Consider the following 17,129-nt stretch of genomic DNA (forward strand, 5'->3'; position numbering starts at 1 on the left):
GGGCACTCAGCCCTCGATATAGCCGTTCTCGCGAAACCACTGGATGGCCCGCAACAGGGTGTCATCCAGGGACTGCACGGCGACGAAGCCGAGTTCCTCGCGCGCCTTGCTGCCGTCGAGGTATTGCCCCCCCGCCATCACCGCCAGCGCCGTATCGTCCAGCAAGGGCGCGCGGCCGGTCAGCCGATAGCGCAACCGCCCCAGCGCCGCCACGCCCCGGGCCAGCGCCAGCGGCATCGGTCGCGGCGCCGCCACGCCCAGCAACGCGGCGATGCGCGCGGTGAGTTCGGCCAGCTGGATATTCTGCCCGGTGAGCAGATAGCGCTCGCCCACCCGGCCGCGCTCCAGGGCCAGCAACAACCCGCGCCCGGCCTCCGCCGCGTCGATCAGGTTGCGCGCCCCCGGCACGAAGTAGCGCATCGCGCCGCTGGCGATCGCGGTGATCAGCCGCCCGGTACTCGGGCCGACGTCGAAGGCGCCGAGGGTCATCCCCGGAATCGCTATCACCACCGGCAGACCGCAGCGGGCCTGCTCGCGGGCCTGCTCGTCGAGGGCCCACTTGCACAGCAGGTAGGCATTGCGCCAGTGCGGCATGCCCTCGTAGAACAGCCCTTCGTGCCCGGCCAGCCCCTGCGGATGCCGCGGCAGGGCGATGGCCGCCCCGACATAGAGGATGCGCGGCACCTCCACCGCCTGGCAGGCGGCATAGAAGTGATTGCTCTGGTCCAGCGCACTGGCCACCTCGTCCTGCCAGCGCCGCGGCGGGCCCGGGTAGTGGCCGGCGCAGAACAGCACACCGTCGACCCCATCCAGCGCCCGGCACAGCTCGGCATGGTCGAACAGTTCGGCGGCCCGGCACTCGGCACCGAGATAGGCGAGCCGCTCGATGCGCGTGGAGGGACGATGGATCAGCCGCGGCTGATGGCCCGCCGCCTTGATGGCGCGGGCGGCATGATGGCCCAGCAGGCCGGTGGCACCGAGCACGGCGAATTTCACGACCGCTCCTTGCGCAAGAAAAACCGAAACGCCCGGAGCCGGATAGCGGTCGCCGGACGCAGGGGCCCCGCCGAGATCAGCGTGCGGTTCTGGCCTGCTCGTAGAGCGGCATGACCTTGGGAATGGCTGCCTGCAGCGAGGCGATCCGGCTGCTCGACGAGGGGTGCGTACTCATGAACTCCGGTGGCGCGCCGTTGCTGGCCTGGGCCATCTTCTGCCACAGGCTGATGGCGGCATTGGGGTTGTAACCGGCACGCGCGGCCAGTTCCAGGCCGATCAGGTCGGCCTCGTTCTCGTTGCCCCTGCTGTTGGGCAGGGTCATGCCGTACTCCACCGCCGCGTCGGCGATGGCCATGGTGCCCTCGCCCAGGCCGAGCAAGGCACCCGCCCCCTGCTTGGCGAGCCCCAGGCCGTAGGCCTTGGACATGGCTTCACGACTGTGCTCGCGCAGGGCATGGGCCATCTCGTGGCCCATGATCGCGGCGATCTCGTCATCGGTCAGCTGCAGCCGGTCCATCAACCCGCTGTAGAAGATGATCTTGCCACCGGGGCCGCAGTTGGCATTGAGCTCGTCGCTCTTGATCAGATTGACCTCCCATTGCCACTGCGCGGCATCGGGACGGAAGATCGGCGCCTTGGCGATCAGCCGGTCGGTGATCGCCCGCAGGCGCCTGGCATTGCCGCTGTTTCTGTCCAGCACGCCCTTGCTCGCCGCCTCCCCCAGGGTCTGCTGGTAGGACTGGGCGTACATCTGATTGACTTCCTGGCTCGAGAGCATGCTGAACATGTACTGCTGGCGCTCGACCCCCACCGCACCGCCGCTGGTGGTGTTTACAGCCTGGCATCCGGCCAGCAGCAGGGCCGCAGTCAGTCCACAAAGGTATAAAGGCTTGGCCATGGTGCTTCTCCATAAATGTAAGCCCGGTATGCTACGGCGGCGCGGGAATAACCGGCAACCGCGTGGCATCTAGACAGACACCAGCTTCACGCATTTCACGCAATGCCTCTTTTTCTGCACGGCCGGCGTGAAGCACAACCCGGCACAGCAGGCCACGGGCGAATCCAGGGCATGATCGAGCGGCGGCGCCGGATGGCGGCGGGCGTCAGGCCGGGGTCAGGCACTCCGGCCCGTCGAGCCGGGGGTCGTTGACCAGGTTGGCCAGTACCCGCTCGCGCAGCGGCTGCTGCGGGCGGGCCAGCAACGCCAGGAGCTGCTCCTGGGACGTGTCCTCGGCCAGCCAGGCCGCCTGCCCCGCCTCGTCGAGGATCAGCGGGCGGCGCTGGCTGGCCGCCGCCTGGGTCACCAAGGCTGTGCTGAGGTAGACATGCCCCTGCACCGGATAGGCCTCCCACAGCGCGGCGAAATACAGCATCGAGCCCTCTCCGGTCAGCCAGTAGGGGCGCTTGCGCGCGCTGCCGCGCCATTCGTAGAAGCCGTTGGCCGGCAGCAGGCCGCGGCGCTGGCGAAAGGCCTGGCGAAACATCGGTTGTTCGGCCAGGGTCTCGGCACGCGCCTGCGCCGGGGTCTTCGACAGGTCGGTCAGCCAGGCGGGGGTCAGGCCCCAGCGCGCCCGGGTCAACTGACGCTCGCCGGCGATCTGCCGCAGCAGCAGCACCTGGGCATGGGGCGCGATGTTCCAGTGGGGTAGCTGGTCGGCGGGAAAGCCGGGCAGCGCCGCGAAGGCGGGCGTCCAGCGGAACAGGGCGTAACGTCCACTCATGGGGCAACTCGATAGCGGGCGGGCGCTGGCGGATCAGCAGATCAGCACGCCCTGGGTGTTTTCCGGCTCGTCGCCGGGCAGCGGTTGGGCGGCATTGTACGCGGCGATCAGCCGCTGTGCGCGCTCGGCCTGGGGGTCCTCGACCATCAAGCCGAGCAGGCCGCAGGCCGGCAGCTCGCCGACGGCGCCCACCAGGTGACGCCCGACGAGATGGGCCTCGATGCCTTCGCTGGCCAGCATGCCCAGCAGCATCTCCCCTTCCATCAGGTCCAGCGGTTCGTAGATGCGCTGCATCAGTCATTCTCCCCACGGACTTCCAGACTCCAGTCTACGCCATCGCTGCGCAGGTCGAAGACGATCGGCCGGCAGCACACCGGGCAGTCCTCGATGTACTGCTGGTCGCCGGCGGACAGGTCGAGCACGGCCTCGACCGCCTCGCCACAGTAGGGGCATTGATATTCCTGGACTTCCAGCATCGCGGCCTCCTTGTGACTTGCGCGTATAATCGCCGGTCTATTGCTGGCCCCGGGCTACCGGGCAGTCACCCTCAACAGGCCTGTTTAGTGCAGCCGAATCACGACAAGAGAGCATGATGGGCGAATTCGATGCCATCCGACCCTACGCCGACGCCGAAGTCCCCGCCGTCCTGGCACGCCTGCTGGCCGACGATGCGTTCCTCGACATCCTCACCCAGTTCCGCTTTCCGCGCCTGGCCGGCTCGCTGGGCTGGCTACTCAAACCCCTTATAGCCTATCGGCTGCGCCGTGAGTTCCGCGACGTCGCCTCGGTGAGGACACTGCAGGACAAGATCGAGCAGTACGTCGACCGCACCATCGAACACGCCACCGACGGCGTCACCTACTCCGGCGTCGAGCGGCTCAAGCCCGGCAGCGCCTACCTGTTCCTGGCCAACCACCGCGACATCGTCATGGACCCGGCCTTCGTCAACTATGCCGTGTACCACGCCGGCCTGCCGACGCCGCGCATCGCCATCGGCGACAACCTGCTGCAGAAGCCCTTCGTCAGCGACCTGATGCGCCTGAACAAGAGCTTCATCGTGCACCGCTCGCTCAGCGGCCGCCGCGAGAAACTCGCCGCCTACCAGCTGCTGTCGGCCTACATCAACCACTCGATCCGCCAGGACGGCGAGTCGATCTGGATCGCCCAGGCCGAGGGCCGCGCCAAGGACGGCGACGACCGTACCGACTCGGCGATCCTCAAGATGTTCCACATGAGCCGCAAGGACGAAGCCTTCGCCGAGGTCATCGCCTCGCTGAAGCTGACCCCGGTGTCGATCAGCTACGAATACGACCCCTGCGACCAGGCCAAGGCCCGCGAGCTGTTCGTCCGCGCCAGCAGCGGCCGCTACGACAAGGCCCCCGGCGAGGACGACAAGAGCATCGCCCTCGGCATCACCGGCTACAAGGGGCGCGTCCACGTGCATTTCGGCGAGCCGCTGAGCCGCGGCCTGGACGACAGCAAGCAACTGGCCGCCGAAATGGACCGGCAGATACTCGCCGGCTATCGCCTGTTCCCGGTGCACTACCTGGCCTATGCCATGTGGAGCGGACGCGATCCCGAGCTGCAGGTGCCCGACGCCACCCAGCTGTTCCCGGCCGAGGAACTGGCCGCCGCCCAGGCGCAGTGGCAGCAGCGACTGGCCACCTGCCCGGCCGAGCAGCAGCCCTACCTGGTGCTGCAGTACGCCAATCCGGTGCGCAACCAGTACCGGGTCAAGGCCGGCCTGCCGCTCTAGGAATGAGCGGAAATGCAAAAAAGGCAGCCCCCCGGCTGCCTTTTTTCTGTTCCGCGCGCACCGCTCACAGCCTGGTGCTGATCCCGGAGACCGCCAGCGCCAGCCCCAGGCAGCTGTAGCCGAAACGGTAGAAGAAGCGGTTCATCCGCAGCGTCGCCTCGCTCAGCAGGCTGGCCTGGGCATCTTCTTCGAGCGGGTTCTCGGCGGCCAGACGGGCCAGCCCCCGCTGTTCGCGCAGACGGGTGGCCAGCAGCAACCAGGCCCCGGCCACGGCGAAGAACAGCGCCAGGGCGTTGGCCAGCTGGGCCGGGTGGGCGAGAAACAGCGACCAGAGCGCCTGCAAGGACATCGACAACCTCCACATCACAACGGTGCATGGCCCAACCAGGCGCACCGGAATAGGGACGATCTCGCCCCGCTCGGCCGGCGGGCGGCGAACGGGGCGGGTGAAATACGCCGGGCAGTTTACCGGAGCCCCGTGGTTATAAGTTTTGCTCCCGACGAACGCGGCCGCTATCCCGAAATCGTCTGAATACATCCCGGAATCGTCACAAAGCTGGCCTAGGGTTTGAATCCTATCCCGGTACGCCACCGTGACCGCCGTACGGCAGCGTATTCAACCCGCCACGGAGACCCTGCCATGCTCAACCCACAACCCCTAGACCGCGACTACCTGATCGACTCGCTGGACGAGGTGCAAGACCTGGTCGACGGCCTGTCCTTCAACGTGCACGACCATCAATGGCTGATCTATTGCGCCCTCGGCGGTCACGAGCACTACGACCTGCCGGACATCGACCGGCGCACCGGCCTGAGCCTGCCGGAGCTGTACGCCGAAGCGGCCTGACGCCCGACCGACGCCCCAAAAAAAAAAGCCCGGACATGTCCGGGCTTTTCATTGACCGGCGTCGACTCACTGCTGCAGCAGCTGGCCGATGGTCGGGTCCTTGAAGGCGCGGGTCAGGGCATCGCTCAGCACGTCGCTGACCAGCTTGGTGTTGGTTTCCTGGTTCGGCGCCATGCCGAAGCGCTGGTTCAGCGAGGCGCCGTAGCGGCCGCTGTAGCGGCGCGAGCTGTTCTGCACATCGGCGCGGAAGGTGGCGGTGATGTCCGACTCGGTGACGTACAGGCCCTCTTTCGGCGACTGGTACTTCAGTTCGGCCAGGGTCAGGGTCAGTTGCGGCGCGTTGTAGGCATTCGGCGTCGGGGTGAAGCCGAGCAGGCGCACCGCGGCCTCGGCCTGGGCCTGCAGCTTGGGCAGAATGTCCTGGCCGCTGACGCTGATCGCGCTGGTTTCCGGGTACAGGCCGCCGCGGGTGCCGAGCACCGGCGACGGGCGTCCGTCGACCACCCGCACCACCACCGGCTGGCCCTGGCCGACGGCGACCAGGGGGCTGTTGATCTTCGGTTGCGGGCTGAGTTGTTGCGGGCTGTGGGCGCAGCCGACCAGGGTCAGGCTGGCGACAGCCATCAGGCCAAACAGCAGGCGATGCAGCATGCTCATCTCTCCATAGAGGGGGGCGAAGTGGCCGGCAGTATAACCAGCGGCTCGTTGCGCTGACAGCGTCGCCTTTATGACCTCTCCCGCCCCGCAGGGGTTCCTGTCACCGGCCTGTCATGGCGCTCTGGCATAAGACTTTAGTCGTCATCGCCCGAGGGCCGCGCCATGCATTTCATCCGCTCGTTGTTCGCGCCTCGCCGGCCGCTGCGGACCTTCGTCCTGCTCGACGCCGAGGGGCGCTGCCGCGCCTTCCGCCAATCGCTCCAGGCCCCGCGGGGCGCGGGCTGGAGCGAGGTCAACGAGCAGCGTCTCGGCTGGCTCGGCCAGCCACTTCCGACCAGTGCGCGCCTACTGCCGGTCGCCGCGCACCCGTCGTCCGCCAAGGCGTTGGCGGCCTGACCGGCGGAAGAAGAAAAGTCACACGGGACGATCAATTTTCCCGCTTTCGCCTTATAATCGCGCCCCGATTATAAGGACGCCTCCTGATCGGGCCTCGCCGTCCCGCTGATGCACTAGCCATCGGCCTCGCCCCAGAGAGTCGCCCACTTCGCGCTGCCCTTGCGGCTGCCGCCTATTGCCTCGCCGAAAACACCGTGTCGCTTCGCCACGGCGTGTTGCGCAGAGGAACAAGGCCAGCCCGGGCAGACGCGTTTCTTTGAGGTTCACCGCTCCAAAAGAGCGTGAAAAAACGGTTTCAACAACTTCACAAGAGTGTGGCGAATAATGAACGATCTTGCGGCGGGCACAGGCACCGTCATCACCTCCGCGCCCCCAGGACAGTCCAGCGACCGCTGAACCGCGTGTTCGCACGCGAAGGTCTCTTGCCGTCAATTGGGTGCTGATTTTTTGGAGAAGTGGTAATGGCGCATAACGATTACGAAACACTGGATGTGGTGCTGGTCGGAGCCGGCATCATGAGCGCGACCCTGGCCGTGCTGCTGAAGGAACTCGACCCGGCTACCAAGCTGGAAATCATCGAGCTGATGGAGTCCGGGGCGATCGAAAGTTCCAATCCCTGGAACAACGCCGGCACCGGCCATGCCGGGCTGTGCGAGCTGAACTACACGCCGGAATCGGCGGATGGCTCGATCGACATCAAGAAGTCGGTGACCATCAACACCCAGTTCGAAGAGTCCAAGCAGTTCTGGGCCTACCTGATCGAGAAAGGCAGCTTCGGCGCGCCCAAGTCGTTCATCGCCTCGGTGCCGCACCTGAGCTTCGTCCGCGGCCATGAGGGCATCGCCTACCTGAAGAAGCGCTTCCAGGCGCTGACCCAGCACCATGCCTTCGCCGAGATGGAGTACACCGAAGACCGCGCCACCATGGCCAAGTGGATGCCGCTGATGCTGCCGGGACGCGATCCCAACGAGCCGATCGCCGCCACCCGGGTCCTGGGCGGCACCGATGTCAACTTCGGCGCCGTGACCAGACACCTGCTCGAGCACCTGGCCAAGCAGCCGGACGCCCGGGTCAAGTGCAGCCAGAAGGTCACCGGCCTGAAGCGCAACGCCCAGGGTTGGCGTGTCAGCATCAAGAACCAGGCCGACGGCAGCCACCGTGAGATCCAGGCCAAGTTCGTCTTCCTCGGCGCCGGTGGTGCCGCCCTGCCACTGCTGCAGCTGTCCGGCATCCCGGAAGGCAAGGGCTACGGCGGCTTCCCGGTCAGCGGCCAGTGGCTGCGCTGCGACAACCCCGAGGTGGTCAAGCAGCACCAGGCCAAGGTCTACAGCCAGGCGGCCGTGGGCTCGCCGCCGATGTCGGTACCGCACCTCGACACCCGCGTGGTGGATGGCAAGACCTCGCTGCTGTTCGGCCCCTACGCGGGCTTCTCCACCAAGTTCCTGCGCCACGGCTCCTACCTCGACCTGCCGCTGTCGGTGCGTCCGGGCAATATCGGGCCGATGCTGGCGGTGGCCCGCGACAACTTCGACCTGACCCGCTACCTGGTCAAGGAAGTGCTGCAGTCCGAGGAGCAGCGCCTGGAAACCCTGCGCGGTTTCTACCCCGAGGCCAGGGCCGAGGACTGGCGTCTGGAAGTGGCCGGCCAGCGCGTGCAGATCATCAAGAAGGACCCCAAGCGCGGCGGCATCCTGCAGTTCGGCACCGAACTGGTGGCCGCCGAGGATGGCTCCATCGCCGCCCTGCTCGGCGCCTCGCCGGGCGCCTCGGTGACCGTGTCAATCATGCTCGAGCTGATCCAGCGCTGCTTCCCCGAGCAGTCCAGGTCCGAGCAGTGGACCCGCAAGCTGAACGAGATCTTCCCCGCCATGGGCAAGGTATTGGCCAGCGATGCCGAGCGCTACCGCGAAGTGCAGGCGCGCTCGGATGAGCTGCTGCAATTGACCGAGAAGGAAGCGGCACTGGCCTGAGCCTGCGCCCGGAACGAAAGAACCGCCCTCCCAGGCGGTTTTTTCATGACACCGGAAAACGCTCAGGCGCCGCTCTTGGCCTGTGCGGTTAATTGGTTGAGCGGCAACGCAGTATCAGGGCCTCAGGCGGCGAAGTTGACTAACTGAATTAACCAAACAGGCCACTAGGTGGAGGCGGCCAGGGAGCGAAAGCTGAAGTAGCGGCGCAAGGCATCGACCATCTCGACGTACTCGGCCGGCGGCGCCACCAGGGCGAAACCCGAGTCGAAGTAGCCTGGGGTGACATCCTCCCGGCACCACTGACAGGTGGCGGAGAAGTCGACGCAGCGCGCGCCTTCGACCCCGGGAATCTTCAGCCGCAGATCGAAACGCGCGCCCACCAGCAGCGGCAGCTGGCTGATCAGCATCAGACCGTCCAGCGACACGTTGCCGATGTAACCCATCGGCTTGTCGGTGACACGGTTGAACACCTTCAGGTAGCTGGGCAGCTGGTGGCGTTCGATATGGCGCTGGGCATGCATAGTGGCGGGTCGCCTTGGGTGGCCCTTGAGTAGGACCGCACTACTGCCGTTAAGCCCGCTTCAGGTGCAGCGCTCGGCCAGGCGCTGGCGGAGCTGGCGGCGCGCGGCGTCGAGTTCCTCATCACTGTAGTAGCTGCGCTCGCCATTCGCCTCCTTCCGGTAATAGCGCAGCCCTTCCGGCACCTGGGCCAGGCGCCGGCGCAACTCGCCGCACTCCTGGTCACGCTTGGCCTGGCGCTGGGCCGAGGAGGCGGCCGCATCGGCCTGTTCCTGGCGGCGGGCATCGTAGAAACGCTCGGTGCGCTCCAGCCGCTCGCGGGTGGCGGCATCGCGTTCGATCACCTGCGGCCGGACCTCGACCTGCTCGGCCCCCGCCGCGGCTGGCCGCTGACCGAAATGCACCCGGCCGTCGGCGTCGACCCAGCGATAGATCTCCGCCGCAGCCAGCCCCGGCAGCAGCAACAGGCAAAGCCATGTGCGCATGTTTTCCTCCCTGGACGAATCACAGACCCGACCGCGGCCAGGCACACCGCCGGCTAGAGCCCGGCCGGCGCAGCCGTGGCGGCCTCTGGTCGGTCATAGTGACCGAGCTGGCGCAAGGTTTCCAGGCGTGCCTTGGCACGGAAGCCATACTCGCTGCGTGGATACTGGCTGACGATGAACTGGTAGGTCTGCGCCGCGTCGACGAACAGGTTCTGCCGTTCCAGGCACTGGCCGCGCAGCAGGGAGATCTCCGGCTGCAGGTAGCCGCGCGCGCGACTCTTGCGCTCGGCTTGCGACAGCTCGAGCATGACCCGCTCGCACTCGCCCTGCGCGTAGGCACGGTAGGCGCTGTTCAGGTGATGGTCGAGCGACCAACGGGTACAGCCGGCGGCGCTCAGCGCCAGACTCAGGATCAACAGGGTTCGCATGGGCCACTCCTCCACTGCCCACTGTATCGACCGCGGCCGGGAAATCTACAGGCCCGCCCACGGGCGTGGCGCGACGTGGGGCTATGCTGATAGAGATAAACGCCGCTGCCCCGCGCGGGCAGCTTCGCCCAGCGAGGTTCGGAGCCATGCGTCTGCGCCAGCTACTGGTCATCATAGACCCCCAGCAAACCCGCCAGCCGGCCCTGGAGCGCGCCGCGTGGCTGGCGCACAAGTGCCAGGCGCAGCTGTACCTGCTGCTGGTCGAATACAGCGCCGCCCTGGACGCCAGCCGCTTCTTCGACAGTGCCCTGCAGACCAGGGCCCGCGCCGCGCTGCTCGAGCAACGCGGTACCTGGCTGGAGGAACTGGTCGCGCCGCTGCGCGCCGAGGGCCTGGAGCTGCACCTGGATGTGCGCTGGGGCAAGCCGCCCCATGCCCTGATCGAGGAGAAAGTGGCGGAGATGAGCCCGGACCTGGTGCTCAAGTCCATGGTCCACGACAACCTGTTGCAACGCCTGCTGCACAGCAACAGCTGTTGGCAGCTGGTACGCCACTGCCCCGTGCCGCTGTGGCTGGTGCAACCCGGCGAGTGGCAGGGACGCACGCTGTGCGCCGCACTCGATCCGTTGCACAGCGCCGACAAACCGGCGGCCCTGGACCACCAGCTGATCCGTGCGGCCATCGGCCTGGGCGAACAGCTCGGCCTGCAGGCCCATTACCTGCACTGTCACGCGCCACTGCCGCGCAGCCTGGTATTCGACGCCGAGCTGGTGAGCGACTACGAGGACTATGTGCAGCGCAGCGCAGCGCAACACCGCGAGGCCTTCGAGCAGCTGCTCGGCCACTACCCCATCGCCCTGCCCGACACCCACCTGATCGAGGGTTTCGCCGAGGAGGTCCTGCCGCGCTTCGTCGGCGAGCGGCAGATCGACCTGCTGCTGTTGGGCGCCATCGCCCGCGGCCATCTGGACACGGCGCTGATCGGCCATACCGCCGAGCGCATCCTGGAGAGCGTGAGCTGCGATCTGCTGATCCTGAAACCCGAGGAGCAAGGTAGTGCAGAGGAACGATGACTACAGGGGGGCGCCGTAGTAGCCTCCCGGCCAGCTTCAATTCAGGAGTCTGCGCATGACCTTTCGTCGTACCAAAATCGTCGCCACCCTCGGCCCGTCCAGCAACTCGCCCGAAGTCCTCGAAAAACTCATCCTCGCCGGCCTCGATGTGGCCCGCCTGAACTTCTCCCACGGCACGCCGGACGAGCACAGGGCCCGCGCCCAGCTGGTCCGCGAGCTGGCCGCCAAGCACAGTCGCCACGTCGCCCTGCTCGGCGACCTGCAGGGACCGAAGATCCGCATCGCCAAGTTCGCCGGCAAGCGCATCGAGCTCAAGGTCGGCGACCGCTTCACCTTCTCCACCAGCCATCCGCTGAGCGAGGGCAGCCAGACGATCGTCGGCATCGACTACCCGGACCTGGTCAAGGACTGCGGCGTGGGCGACGAGCTGCTGCTCGACGATGGCCGGGTGGTCATGCGCGTGACCAGCGCCACCGCCGACGCCCTGCACTGCGAGGTGCTGATCGGCGGCCCGCTGTCCGACCACAAGGGCATCAACCGCCGCGGCGGCGGCCTGACCGCGCCGGCGCTGACCGAGAAGGACAAGGCCGACATCAAGCTGGCCGCGGAGATGGAACTGGACTACCTTGCGGTGTCCTTCCCGCGCGATGCCGCGGACATGGAATACGCCCGCCAGTTGCGCGACGAGGCCGGCGGCAGCGCCTGGCTGGTGGCCAAGATCGAGCGCGCCGAGGCGGTGGCCGACGACGAGACCCTCGACGGCCTGATCCGCGCCAGCGACGCGGTGATGGTCGCCCGCGGCGACCTCGGCGTGGAGATCGGCGACGCCGAGCTGGTCGGCATCCAGAAGAAGATCATCCTGCACGCGCGCCGCCACAACAAGGCGGTGATCACCGCGACGCAGATGATGGAGTCGATGATCCACAGTCCCATGCCGACCCGCGCCGAGGTCTCCGACGTGGCCAACGCCGTGCTCGACTACACCGACGCGGTGATGCTCTCGGCGGAAAGCGCCGCCGGCGCCTACCCGCTAGAGGCGGTGCAGGCCATGGCGCGCATCTGCCTCGGCGCGGAGAAGCACCCCACCAGCCAGCAGTCCAGCCACCGCGTCGGCAAGACCTTCAACCGCTGCGACGAGAGCATCGCCCTGGCGGCCATGTACACCGCCAACCACTTCCCCGGGGTCAAGGCGATCATCGCCCTGACCGAGAGTGGCTACACCCCGCTGATCATGTCGCGGATCCGCTCCGGCGTGCCGATCTTCGCCTTCTCCCCGCACCGCGCCACCCAGGCCCGGGCGGCGCTGTTCCGCGGCGTCTACACCGTGCCCTTCGACCCGGCCGCGCTGCCCCCGGAGCAGGTCAGCCAGGCGGCGGTCGACGAACTGCTGCGCCGCGGCGTGGTCGAGCCGGGTGACTGGGTCATCCTGACCAAGGGCGACAGCTACCACACCATCGGCGGCACCAACGGCATGAAGATGCTGCATGTCGGCGAAAAGCTGGTGTAGTACCCGCCGCCACACGACAAAGGCCGCTCGATGAGCGGCCTTTTCGTTTGTCCGGCGCAGGGGGCCATGGGAGCTGCCGGCGGGCACAGCGCACTGCCCCCGACAGGTTGGCGCTTAAACGAACTGGGAAAAATCCGCCGGACGCCGCTGCATGAAGGCGCTCAGGGCCTCCATGGCTTCCGGGGAGCGCAGGCGCTGACCGAACAGGGCGCCCTCCTCCTCGATCACCCGGCGCAGCTCCTCGCGGCCCGGCGCGCGCATCAGGCGCTTGCTGTCCAGCACCGCCGAGGGCGCCAGGCGCTGGAAGCCCAGGGCCATCTCGCGGGCCCTGGCCAGGGTCGCCGCGCCGTCGTCCAGCAGCTGGTTGGCAATGCCCCAGGCCAGCGCCTGTTCGCCGCCGAAGCTCTCGCCCAGCAGCAGCAACTCGGCCGCCCGGGCATGCCCCAGCAGCCGCGGCAGGATCAGGCTGGAGCCGAACTCCGGGCACAGCCCCAGGTTGACGAAGGGCATCTTCAGCAGGGCATCGCGGCTGACGTAGACCAGGTCGCAGTGCAGCAGCAGGGTGGTGCCGATGCCCACCGCCGGGCCGCTGACCGCGGCCACCACCGGCTTGCTGAAATCGAACAGCGCCCGCATGAACCGGAACACCTCGCTGTCGGGCCCGCTCGGCGGCGCCTGGATGAAGTCGGCGACGTCGTTGCCGCTGGTGAAACAGGTCTCGCCTCCGGTCAGCAGCACGGCACGCACGCTGGCGTCCCGCTCGGCCTGCTGCAGGACCTCGGCCATCCGCCCGTACATGGCGCGGGTCAGGGCATTCTTCTTGTCCAGGCGGTTGAGGCGCAGGGTCAGCAAGCCTTGCTCGCGCTCGACCAGCACATGTTCGCTCATCGCTCCTCCTCGGGCAGCGCCGCCGGGGTCATCACGCATGCGGCAGAAACAGATCGGCGAACACCTGGTTGCGCGGAACACCGGCCAGATACAGGCGCCGCGCGAAGGTATCGACGCTGTGGGGCTGGCCGCAGAGTAAGGCCAGGGTCCTGCGCGAGACAAGGCGCAGTTCGGCCAAAGCCGCGGGCAACTGCGCCGCGCAGGTGTTGGCGACCTGCAGCTGCGGGTGTGCGGCGGCCAGGGCGGCCAGGCTCTCGGCGAGGTAATGCTCGGCGGCATCGTGGGCCAGATGCACGACCCGAATGGCCCCCTGATGCTCCTGGCGCAGCGCCTCGCGCAGGATGCCGTAGAGCGGCGCCAGGCCGGTGCCGGCGGCCAGCAGCCAGAGCGGCCGGGCCTGCCAGTCCGGGTCGTAATGCAGCGCGCCGCCGCGCAACTCGCCCAGGCGCAGGCTGTCGCCGGGCCGCATGGTCCGCGCCGCGTCGCTGAAGGCCCCGCTCTGCCGGCAGTCCAGGTGGAACTCCAGCCAGGGGTCCTCGCCGGGCAGGCTGGCCAGCGAATAGGGCCGGGCCACCCCGGCCTCGGTCCACAACACCAGATGCTGGCCGGCGCGGTAGTGCAACGGCCGCTGCGGGATCAGGCGCAGGCGCAGCACGCTGGGGCTGAGCCAGTCGCAGCTGTCGATGCGGGCCGGCCGGCCGTCGCGCAGGGGGTCGAACACCTCGAGCTGCAGATCGTCGACGACACGGCACTGACAGGCCAGGCGCCAGCCCTGGTCGCGGCTCCGTGCATCGAGCGCCCCCGGCTTGGCATCCAGCGGCTCGCCGTGCAGGCAGCGCACCAGGCAGGCATGGCAGCTGCCCGCACGGCAGCTGTAGGGCACGGCGACACCGCCCGCGAGCAAGGCATCCAGCAGGTTGCAGGCAGGGCTGACGGCCAGGCGGCGCTCGCCTACCCGCAGTTCAGGCATCGACGGCCTCCCAGGCCGCCGTGCAGCGGTTGCGCCCGCTGCGCTTGGCCTGGTACAGCGCCTGATCGGCGCGGTGCAGCGCCTCGTCCAGATCATCGTGCAGGGTCAACAGGGTCATTCCGACGGACAGACTCAGATCGTCCACCTTAACACCCATGGGCTCGGCCCGGCTGAAGGCATCGCGCAGGCGCTCGCAACAGGCGGCGAACTGCTCGCAGTCGGTGTTGGGCAGCAACAGCACGAACTCCTCGCCGCCGTAGCGGGCGAGGATGTCGCCGTCGCGCAGGCAGGCCCGGGCGACGGTGGCGAAGGTCTGCAGTACCCGGTCCCCGGCGGCATGGCCATGGACATCGTTGATGCGCTTGAAATGGTCCAGGTCGATCAGCGCCAGGCCGTGGTGGCGCCCGCCCTCCAGGGCCTCCAGCGCGCGGCTGGCCAGGCGCAGGAAGTGGCGGCGGTTGAACAGCCCGGTCAGCTCGTCCGTCGCCGCCAGGTCCTCCAGCTGGCGCATCATGCCGCGCAGGGTGTCCTGATGCGCCTGCAGGGCGAAGCGTCGCTGGCGCATGCGCCGGCGCAGGGCCTGCACATAACTGGCGAACAGGCTCAGCCAGACCAGTACCACCGCCAGGACGCTGATCTGCAGGATCGCCACCGCCGGGTCGGCCAGGCGCAGGCTGTACGCCTCGAACAGGTTCAGGCCGGCGAATCCGAAGAAGGCCAGCAGCGCGCAGCGCACGAAGACCCTGGGCTGCAGCTGGAACACGCCGAACAGCATGATCAGCGGGTAGATCACCAGCAGACTGCCGCGCCCCTGGTCGAACGCCGCCAGCAACAGCGTCAGCCAGACCAGGGCCACCAGTATCTGCGCCTCGGTCAGACTGGGGTCGCGAAAACGCAGGTTCTTGCCGGTACGAAACAGGATGAAGAAGCCCAGCTGACTCAGCGCCACCAGGCCGCCGAACAGCAGGCCGGTGCCGGCTGGGGGCGGCAACAGGTCGTTGAGGAGCGCGACCGCGCACACGAGGGCGATCAGCGCATAGGTCGCCGCCGCCATGCCGAAGCGCTTTAGCAGCAAGCCTTTTAGCCTATGCTGAGTGACCCGCTGGCTGCTCGAGCTCATGGGTTTATGGGCTCCATCCCATACTGGCATCTGGCCGTCACTCTACCCCTGTACCGGGCAAATGCCTAGCACCCGGCGGGCGATCAGCGACCGCCTTCGCCCCTGCTCGGGTGTCCCCTGCGTGCGCTGCGCGCTATACTGCCGCGCCTTTTTTAAGCGCCAAGTTACCTTGAAAGCCTGCGCCGGGTCGTGGTCCGGCGCCCCTCGCAGTTCCTGCCCTACAAAGGAGCGCCCAGCATGACCGTGATCAAGCAAGACGACCTGATCCAGAGCGTCGCCGACGCCCTGCAGTTCATCTCCTACTACCACCCCGTGGACTTCATCCAGGCCATGCACGAGGCCTACCTCAAGGAGGAGTCCCCGGCCGCGCGCGATTCCATGGCGCAGATCCTGATCAACTCGCGCATGTGCGCCACCGGTCACCGGCCGATCTGCCAGGACACCGGCATCGTCACCGTGTTCATCCGCGTCGGCATGGACGTGCGCTGGGACGGCGCGACCATGAGCGTCGACGACATGATCAACGAGGGCGTGCGCCGCGCCTACAACCTGCCGGAGAACGTCCTGCGCGCCTCGATCCTGGCCGACCCGGCAGGCGCGCGCAAGAACACCAAGGACAACACGCCGGCGGTGATCCACTACTCCATCGTCCCCGGCGACAAGGTCGAGGTGGACGTCGCGGCCAAGGGCGGCGGCTCGGAGAACAAGTCGAAGATGGCCATGCTCAACCCCTCCGACTCCATCGTCGACTGGGTGCTCAAGACCGTGCCGACCATGGGCGCCGGCTGGTGCCCGCCGGGCATGCTCGGCATCGGCATCGGCGGCACCGCGGAGAAAGCCGCGGTGATGGCCAAGGAAGTGCTGATGGAGTCCATCGACATCCACGAGCTCAAGGCCCGCGGCCCGCAGAACCGTATCGAGGAGCTGCGCCTGGAGCTGTTCGACAAGGTCAACCAGCTGGGCATCGGCGCCCAGGGCCTGGGCGGCCTGACCACGGTGCTCGACGTCAAGATCATGGACTACCCGACCCATGCCGCGTCCCTGCCGGTGTGCATGATCCCCAACTGCGCCGCCACCCGCCACGCCCACTTCGTGCTGGACGGCAGCGGCCCGGCCGAACTGGAGGCGCCGGATCTGTCCGCCTACCCGGACATCGTCTGGGAAGCCGGGCCGAGCGCGCGCCGGGTGAACCTGGACACCCTCACCCCGGAAGAGGTGCAGAGCTGGCAGCCGGGCGAGACCGTGCTGCTCAACGGCAAGATGCTCACCGGCCGCGACGCCGCGCACAAGCGCATGGTCGACATGCTCAACAAGGGCGAGCAACTGCCGGTGGACCTCAAGGGCCGCTTCATCTACTACGTCGGCCCGGTCGATCCGGTCGGCGACGAAGTGGTCGGCCCGGCCGGCCCGACCACCGCCACGCGGATGGACAAGTTCACCCGGCAGATCCTCGAAAGCACCGGCCTGCTCGGCATGATCGGCAAGTCCGAGCGCGGTCCCATCGCCATCGAGGCGATCAAGGACAACAAGGCCGTGTACCTGATGGCCGTCGGCGGCGCCGCCTACCTGGTGGCCCAGGCCATCAAGAAGTCCAAGGTGCTGGCCTTCGCCGAGCTGGGCATGGAAGCCATCTACGAGTTCGAGGTCAAGGACATGCCGGTGACCGTGGCGGTCGACACCAACGGCGAGTCGGTGCACATCACCGGCCCGGCGATCTGGAACAAGAAGATCGCCGAAAGCCTGGCGGTGGAAGTGAAGTAAGCGGCCCACGCCCACCACCACCCCGCTCAGCCCGG

20 protein-coding genes are annotated in these 17,129 nt (G+C 67.7%); 7 read left to right on the forward strand and 13 right to left on the reverse strand.

The annotated features are described in order from the left end of the window. Positions 1–6: 6 nt before the first annotated feature. The 5 genes from I0D00_RS07375 to I0D00_RS07395 all read right to left on the reverse strand — a co-directional run bounded on the left by I0D00_RS07375 (position 7) and on the right by I0D00_RS07395 (position 3,193). Positions 7–996 carry an NAD-dependent epimerase/dehydratase family protein gene (locus I0D00_RS07375; protein WP_213639087.1) on the reverse strand — a complete coding sequence of 330 codons (990 nt, stop codon included), beginning with the start codon at positions 994–996 and terminating at the stop codon, positions 7–9. Positions 997–1,072: 76 nt separating this feature from the next. Next, on the reverse strand, positions 1,073–1,894 hold the full coding sequence (locus I0D00_RS07380) for a M48 family metallopeptidase (protein WP_213639088.1): 822 nt from the start codon (positions 1,892–1,894) through the stop codon (positions 1,073–1,075). A gap of 205 nt (positions 1,895–2,099) precedes the next feature. Further along, positions 2,100–2,717, reverse strand: coding sequence for an SOS response-associated peptidase (locus I0D00_RS07385; protein ID WP_213639089.1), 618 nt, complete (start codon positions 2,715–2,717; stop codon positions 2,100–2,102). 33 nt (positions 2,718–2,750) lie between these two features. After that, positions 2,751–3,011, reverse strand: a complete 261-nt coding sequence (locus I0D00_RS07390; protein ID WP_213639090.1) for a putative signal transducing protein — start codon at positions 3,009–3,011, stop codon at positions 2,751–2,753. After that, positions 3,011–3,193 (reverse strand): CPXCG motif-containing cysteine-rich protein, encoded by a 183-nt coding sequence (locus tag I0D00_RS07395; RefSeq protein ID WP_213639091.1) that lies wholly within the window; start codon positions 3,191–3,193, stop codon positions 3,011–3,013. Before I0D00_RS07395 ends, I0D00_RS07390 begins: the two co-directional genes overlap by 1 nt. A 113-nt stretch (positions 3,194–3,306) precedes the next feature. On the opposite strand from I0D00_RS07395, the gene I0D00_RS07400 reads away from it, so the two are divergent. Beyond that, the gene (locus I0D00_RS07400) at positions 3,307–4,473 is read left to right on the forward strand and encodes a 1-acyl-sn-glycerol-3-phosphate acyltransferase (RefSeq protein WP_213639092.1); all 1,167 of its coding nucleotides are present in this window, start codon (positions 3,307–3,309) and stop codon (positions 4,471–4,473) included. Between the two features lie 64 nt (positions 4,474–4,537). Here I0D00_RS07400 and I0D00_RS07405 read toward each other — a convergent pair whose 3' ends face one another. Further along, complete coding sequence (locus tag I0D00_RS07405) at positions 4,538–4,822, reverse strand: hypothetical protein (protein ID WP_213639093.1); 285 nt, start codon at positions 4,820–4,822, stop codon at positions 4,538–4,540. A 291-nt stretch (positions 4,823–5,113) separates the two neighbouring features. On the opposite strand from I0D00_RS07405, the gene I0D00_RS07410 reads away from it, so the two are divergent. Continuing rightward, on the forward strand, positions 5,114–5,320 hold the full coding sequence (locus I0D00_RS07410; protein WP_213639094.1) for a hypothetical protein: 207 nt from the start codon (positions 5,114–5,116) through the stop codon (positions 5,318–5,320). Between the two features lie 66 nt (positions 5,321–5,386). Here the strand turns inward: I0D00_RS07410 and I0D00_RS07415 are convergent, their stop codons facing one another. Next, positions 5,387–5,971, reverse strand: a complete 585-nt coding sequence (locus tag I0D00_RS07415; protein ID WP_213639095.1) for a YajG family lipoprotein — start codon at positions 5,969–5,971, stop codon at positions 5,387–5,389. A 168-nt stretch (positions 5,972–6,139) separates the two neighbouring features. Here I0D00_RS07415 and I0D00_RS07420 point away from each other — a divergent pair, with 168 nt between their 5' ends. Both I0D00_RS07420 and mqo read left to right on the forward strand, forming a co-directional pair. Beyond that, positions 6,140–6,373, forward strand: a complete 234-nt coding sequence (locus I0D00_RS07420) for a hypothetical protein (protein WP_213639096.1) — start codon at positions 6,140–6,142, stop codon at positions 6,371–6,373. A gap of 461 nt (positions 6,374–6,834) precedes the next feature. Further along, positions 6,835–8,343, forward strand: coding sequence for a malate dehydrogenase (quinone) (gene mqo / locus I0D00_RS07425; protein WP_213639097.1), 1,509 nt, complete (start codon positions 6,835–6,837; stop codon positions 8,341–8,343). Positions 8,344–8,507: 164 nt separating this feature from the next. On the opposite strand, the gene I0D00_RS07430 is transcribed toward mqo, so the two are convergent. Genes I0D00_RS07430 through I0D00_RS07440 form a run of 3 tightly spaced genes read right to left on the reverse strand, consistent with a single transcriptional unit; the run spans position 8,508 to position 9,775 of the window. Beyond that, entirely contained in the window at positions 8,508–8,864 is a 357-nt protein-coding gene (locus tag I0D00_RS07430) for a PilZ domain-containing protein (protein WP_213639098.1), read from the reverse strand. A 60-nt stretch (positions 8,865–8,924) separates the two neighbouring features. After that, entirely contained in the window at positions 8,925–9,347 is a 423-nt protein-coding gene (locus tag I0D00_RS07435) for a DUF4124 domain-containing protein (protein WP_213639099.1), read from the reverse strand. 53 nt (positions 9,348–9,400) lie between these two features. Then, on the reverse strand, positions 9,401–9,775 hold the full coding sequence (locus I0D00_RS07440; protein ID WP_213639100.1) for a tetratricopeptide repeat protein: 375 nt from the start codon (positions 9,773–9,775) through the stop codon (positions 9,401–9,403). A gap of 146 nt (positions 9,776–9,921) precedes the next feature. Here I0D00_RS07440 and I0D00_RS07445 point away from each other — a divergent pair, with 146 nt between their 5' ends. After that, complete coding sequence (locus tag I0D00_RS07445) at positions 9,922–10,848, forward strand: universal stress protein (RefSeq protein WP_213639101.1); 927 nt, start codon at positions 9,922–9,924, stop codon at positions 10,846–10,848. Positions 10,849–10,903: 55 nt separating this feature from the next. Further along, positions 10,904–12,355 (forward strand): pyruvate kinase, encoded by a 1,452-nt coding sequence (gene pyk / locus I0D00_RS07450; protein ID WP_213639102.1) that lies wholly within the window; start codon positions 10,904–10,906, stop codon positions 12,353–12,355. Between the two features lie 114 nt (positions 12,356–12,469). On the opposite strand, the gene I0D00_RS07455 is transcribed toward pyk, so the two are convergent. From I0D00_RS07455 to I0D00_RS07465, 3 genes are read right to left on the reverse strand one after another with little or no spacing between them, the layout of a single operon-like run. Then, positions 12,470–13,243 (reverse strand): enoyl-CoA hydratase, encoded by a 774-nt coding sequence (locus tag I0D00_RS07455; protein WP_213639103.1) that lies wholly within the window; start codon positions 13,241–13,243, stop codon positions 12,470–12,472. Between the two features lie 31 nt (positions 13,244–13,274). After that, positions 13,275–14,213, reverse strand: a complete 939-nt coding sequence (locus tag I0D00_RS07460) for an iron-sulfur-binding ferredoxin reductase (protein WP_213639104.1) — start codon at positions 14,211–14,213, stop codon at positions 13,275–13,277. Beyond that, entirely contained in the window at positions 14,206–15,333 is a 1,128-nt protein-coding gene (locus I0D00_RS07465; RefSeq protein WP_213639105.1) for a GGDEF domain-containing protein, read from the reverse strand. The genes I0D00_RS07460 and I0D00_RS07465 overlap by 8 nt, the downstream gene beginning before the upstream one ends. Positions 15,334–15,570: 237 nt before the next feature. Between I0D00_RS07465 and I0D00_RS07470 the strand changes: the two genes are divergently transcribed. Then, a complete protein-coding gene (locus I0D00_RS07470; RefSeq protein ID WP_213639106.1) occupies positions 15,571–17,094 on the forward strand; it encodes a fumarate hydratase in 1,524 nt (507 codons plus the stop codon). Positions 17,095–17,129 lie beyond the last annotated feature (35 nt).

Source organism: Pseudomonas lalucatii, assembly GCF_018398425.1.
Classification (GTDB): Bacteria; Pseudomonadota; Gammaproteobacteria; order Pseudomonadales; family Pseudomonadaceae; genus Aquipseudomonas; species Aquipseudomonas lalucatii.